Genomic DNA, 4,078 nt, shown 5'->3' on the forward strand with positions numbered 1-4,078 from the left:
CGCCTTGAGCAGCTGTGCGGCCCGTTCGCTGGCAGGCGCCACATAGTCGCCCACGGCGAAACTGAACACCACGAACAGCGCCCCCAGGACCAGCAGCACGTTCAGCGCGCGCCAGGGGCCGAGTCCGCGGGTGCGCAGGATGGTGTATTCGGAGCTCTGCGCCAGCCGGGCCATCACAAAGATGGTGCCGATCAGTACGGAGATCGGCAGCAGCTCGTACAAATGATTGGGAATCAGCAGGCCTACGTACAGCAGTGCATGCCTGATCTGGTAGACATCGGCGGCGTTGATGCCGCTGCTCTTGCCGAGGTATTGCAGTTCATCGACCAGGTCAAAAAAGAAGAACAGGGCCAGGAAGCCCAGCGCCACCAGGGCGATGGCTGCCAGCACTTCACCGTAGATCAGGCGGCGTATGGTTTTCATGCGTGGCTTTCGCTGTCGCGTACAGCCAGCGGTGTACGGTTGATGCGCCGGGCGGGCCGCAGCGTCCAGTTGAACTGTCGCTTGGACAGCCAGGCCAGGGCCAGCAGCAGGACACCACCATGCAGCGCCAGCAGGAAGTTGCTGAAACTGATGAGGCCCACAAAAATCCAGCTTTGCCCGAGGTTGACCAGGTTGTTGTAGACCACAAAGGTCAGCAACACAAAGATCATGTTGCCGCTGCGGCCACCGCGCGGGTTCACGCTGGCCAGGGCCACCGCCAGTACGACAAAGTTGATGGATGCCAGCGCCAGCCCCAGCCGCCACGCCAGTTCGCTGAGGTTGCCGCGGGTCGGCGTCTTGATCAGGGAGCGGGTGGAAAGCAGTTTGGCTTCCGGTGCGTTTTCGGTCAGCGGATTGTTATCGCCAGTTTTGGTGCCGTACTCTTCGAAGTCGCTGATTTTGAGCGCCGATTGCCCGATCACGTTTTCCAGGCGCTGGCCGTTTTCGAGCATGAGGAACTGGGCGTCACCTTTGGTCTCGATGCGGCCCGAGCGGGCCGTGGTGATGGAACTCTTGCCTTTTTCGGTCGCAGCGATAAAGACGTTGTTACTGGAGCGCTCGCCCKCCAGGTCGCGGTCGATGAAGAAAACCCGGTTGCCGCTGGAGGACTCCTGGAACTGGCCAGGGGCAATGCGGTCGATGTCGCCGCGCTGCTCATACCGGCTTTGCATGTCTTTGGTTTGCTGGTTGGTCCAGGGCCAGACAAAAAGGGCCATCAGCGTGATGACCAGCAGCACAGGCCATGCAAAACGGAAAAGCGGCCGCAGAAAACCCGCCAGGCCCTGACCACTGGTGAACCACACCACCATTTCGCTGTCGCGGTACATGCGCGACAAGGTACTGACCATCGCAATAAACAGCGACAGCGTGAGGATGGTCGGCAGGCGTCCCAGGGCCGAGTAGGCCATGAACAGCATGACGTCCTGCGGATTGATGAAACCGCGCGATGCCTGGCCCAGGGTGCGGATCAGAACAATGGTCATCACGATGGTGACCAGGACCACCAGCGTGGCCCCAAAACTGCGTGCCAGCTCTTTGCGAATCGTGGATTGGAATAACATTGACTGAATATCTGCCTTGGCTTCGTTTTATTTTTGTTTTACTTTGGTTTATTTACCAGACCCTGAATTATGGACTTTGAACTCAAAACACTGACACCCACCCGTATTTGCAGCGAAAAAACCGATGCGCTGCTGGTTCTCGTACCCCAGGATCCGGGCTCCGGCAATGACCCCCTTTCGGTGCTCGCATCGCTGGCGATCAAGTCGGGGGACTTTGAGGCCAAGCCGGGCAAGCTCCTGAGCACGTACCGCGCTCCCGGCATCACTGCCAGGCGGGTCGTACTGGCGGGCGTCGGGGATGCCAGTGCCAAAAACGTTCGTACCGCCGTCAGTGCCGGCCTGGGCGCCCTGAAGGCTGCGAACGTGCAGCACCTGACCATTTGCTTCGGTGCCGTGGGCCATCTGCGAGCTGAAGCCGTACGCGCGGCCGTGGTCGCTTGCGGGGATGCCACCTATACCTACGCTACCACCAAGTCCAAAGCCGCCAGGAACGCAAAAGCCGGCCCTGGCAGGTTGCAACGGGTGGTGGTTGCCGTGAATGACGCCGCAAGTGCCCAGATCGCGCGACCCGGCATTGACAAGGGCGCAGCGCTGGTCAAGGGCATTGAATTTGCCAAGGAGTGGGCGAACCGCCCGGCCAACCACGCGACACCGACGCTTCTGGCCGGCGCTGCCAGAGAGCTGGGCAAGCTGCGCGGCATCAAGGTGGAGGTGCTGGGGCCCAAAGAGGTCGCCAAACTCGGCATGGGCTCCTTCATGGCCGTGGCGCAGGGTTCGGCCGAGCCCTTACGCTTTATAGTGCTGCGCTATGAGGGGGCGGCCAGGGCCGAGGCGCCCGTCGTGCTCGTTGGCAAAGGCATCACCTTTGACACGGGCGGTATCTCCATCAAGCCCGCCGCCGAAATGGACGAGATGAAGTTCGACATGTGCGGTGCCGCCAGCGTTCTGGGCACCTTCCGGGCGCTGGCAGAGCTGCGGCCGGCGCTCAATGTGGTAGGCCTGATTCCCGCCTGCGAAAACATGCCGGGCAGCCGCGCCATCAAGCCCGGCGATGTGGTGACCAGCATGAGCGGGCAGACCATCGAGATCCTGAACACCGACGCCGAAGGGCGGCTGGTGCTCTGCGACGCATTGACTTACGCCGAGCGCTTCAAGCCCCGGGCGGTGGTGGACATCGCGACGCTGACCGGCGCCTGCGTGATTGCCTTGGGCGGCGTGCGCAGCGGGCTTTTCTCCAGCGACGACATCATGGCCGAGGCGTTGTCGGCAGCAGGCGAATCGTCCCTGGACCTGTGCTGGAGGATGCCGCTGGATGACGATTATGCGGAAGGGCTCAAGACCAATTTTGCGGATGTCGCCAACGTGGCGGGGCGTGCCGCGGGTGCGGTGACCGCGGCCAAGTTCCTGCAGCGGTTTACGGCCAGTTTCCCATGGGCGCACCTGGACATTGCCGGTACGGCCTGGAAAGGCGGAGCCGCCAAAGGTGCGACCGGCAGGCCGGTGCCGCTGCTGCTGGACTACCTGCTGGACCAGGTGGTAACTGCCAGGGCAGGGACTTCGGCCCAAGCATCGCGCAAAAAAGCCAAAACAGCGTCCAGTCGCAAATCCGCATCCAAAACCCGGGCATGACCGAAATCGCCTTTCACTTCAATGTGCCTGACAAACTGGCCTACAGCTGCCGGTTACTTCGCAAGGCCTACCTGAGCGGCGCCAGCGTTGTGGTGACGGGGGACGCGGCGGTGCTGGCGGAACTGGACCAGTTGATCTGGAGTTTTTCGCCTGCGGAATTTGTGCCGCATTGCCGTGCGGGTGCCCCCGAAAGTACATGGGCGGCAACGCCGGTGGTGCTGGCCGAGTCGCTCAAGGCCTGCCCGCATTACGGCGTGCTGGTCAATCTGGGGCATGGCATTCCCGCCGAATTTGAACGCTTCGAACGTTTTATCGAAGTCGTGGCGCAGGCCGACGATGACCGTCTTGCAGCGCGAAGCCGGTGGAAGCACTACACCGACAGGGGCTATGCCATGAAACGCCATGACCTTGCGACGGCCGGGGAGGGCGCATGAACCGTCCGCCCGCACCGCCGCGGTTTGTGCCGACGCTGACGGAAGTCGTGCGGCCCATGCCTGCGCCGATGCCGGCTGCACCGCCTGAACCAGCCAGGACTGGTTTGCCGGTGCCGCCGTCCACCGCTTCTGCAGAGCTTCAGGAGCAGATGGTGCAACGCGTGCTGCAGCGGGTGAATCTGGTCCTTGAGCGGCGTTTGCGGGAGGTCGTAGGGCAACTTATCCTGGAGCACACGCAAACCCTGGTTCCACGTCTGCGCGAAGAAATTGAGGACGTTGTCCGTCAATCTGTGAGCCAGGCTTTGAAGCACGAAGCGGCACCGCCAAACACGGACGCATAGGACGCGCGAGCGACTGTTTGCACAGATGCTTTTTCGCTGTGCCCAACCCTTGAAACACAAGTTCACATAAGGCAATCTGCTCCCCGGGTAAACCCCCTTATCGGAATTTAACCTAGGGACGTTGCTATGG

Annotated in this window: 5 protein-coding genes; 3 read left to right on the forward strand and 2 right to left on the reverse strand. The window is 61.8% G+C overall.

Annotated features, from left to right (window positions below; all coding sequences use genetic code 11):
* Together AC1D1X_RS17240 and lptF are read right to left on the reverse strand one after the other, a co-directional pair.
* On the reverse strand, positions 1 to 423 hold a 423-nt coding region (locus AC1D1X_RS17240; RefSeq protein WP_477698741.1), incomplete at its 3' end, for an LptF/LptG family permease.
* Positions 420 to 1,544: an LPS export ABC transporter permease LptF gene (gene lptF / locus AC1D1X_RS17245; protein WP_477698742.1), complete on the reverse strand. Its 1,125-nt coding sequence runs from the start codon at positions 1,542 to 1,544 to the stop codon at positions 420 to 422. The genes lptF and AC1D1X_RS17240, both read right to left, overlap by 4 nt.
* 69 nt (positions 1,545 to 1,613) lie before the next feature.
* On the opposite strand from lptF, the gene AC1D1X_RS17250 reads away from it, so the two are divergent.
* From AC1D1X_RS17250 to AC1D1X_RS17260, 3 genes are read left to right on the forward strand one after another with little or no spacing between them, the layout of a single operon-like run.
* Positions 1,614 to 3,173 carry a leucyl aminopeptidase gene (locus AC1D1X_RS17250; protein WP_477671666.1) on the forward strand — a complete coding sequence of 520 codons (1,560 nt, stop codon included), beginning with the start codon at positions 1,614 to 1,616 and terminating at the stop codon, positions 3,171 to 3,173.
* Positions 3,170 to 3,607 (forward strand): DNA polymerase III subunit chi, encoded by a 438-nt coding sequence (locus tag AC1D1X_RS17255; protein ID WP_477671665.1) that lies wholly within the window; start codon positions 3,170 to 3,172, stop codon positions 3,605 to 3,607. Before AC1D1X_RS17250 ends, AC1D1X_RS17255 begins: the two co-directional genes overlap by 4 nt.
* A complete protein-coding gene (locus AC1D1X_RS17260) occupies positions 3,604 to 3,948 on the forward strand; it encodes a hypothetical protein (RefSeq protein ID WP_457282749.1) in 345 nt (114 codons plus the stop codon). The genes AC1D1X_RS17255 and AC1D1X_RS17260 overlap by 4 nt, the downstream gene beginning before the upstream one ends.
* Positions 3,949 to 4,078 lie beyond the last annotated feature (130 nt).

It is taken from the genome of Polaromonas sp. P1_G4, from assembly GCF_056405475.1.

What these genes read in the sequence shown, in the direction of transcription:
- AC1D1X_RS17250 (WP_477671666.1), top strand. Translation starts at nt 1,614, where the DNA reads ATGGACTTTGAACTCAAAACACTGACACCCACCCGTATTTGCAGCGAA.
- AC1D1X_RS17255 (WP_477671665.1), top strand. Translation starts at nt 3,170, where the DNA reads ATGACCGAAATCGCCTTTCACTTCAATGTGCCTGACAAACTGGCCTAC.
- AC1D1X_RS17260 (WP_457282749.1), top strand. Translation starts at nt 3,604, where the DNA reads ATGAACCGTCCGCCCGCACCGCCGCGGTTTGTGCCGACGCTGACGGAA.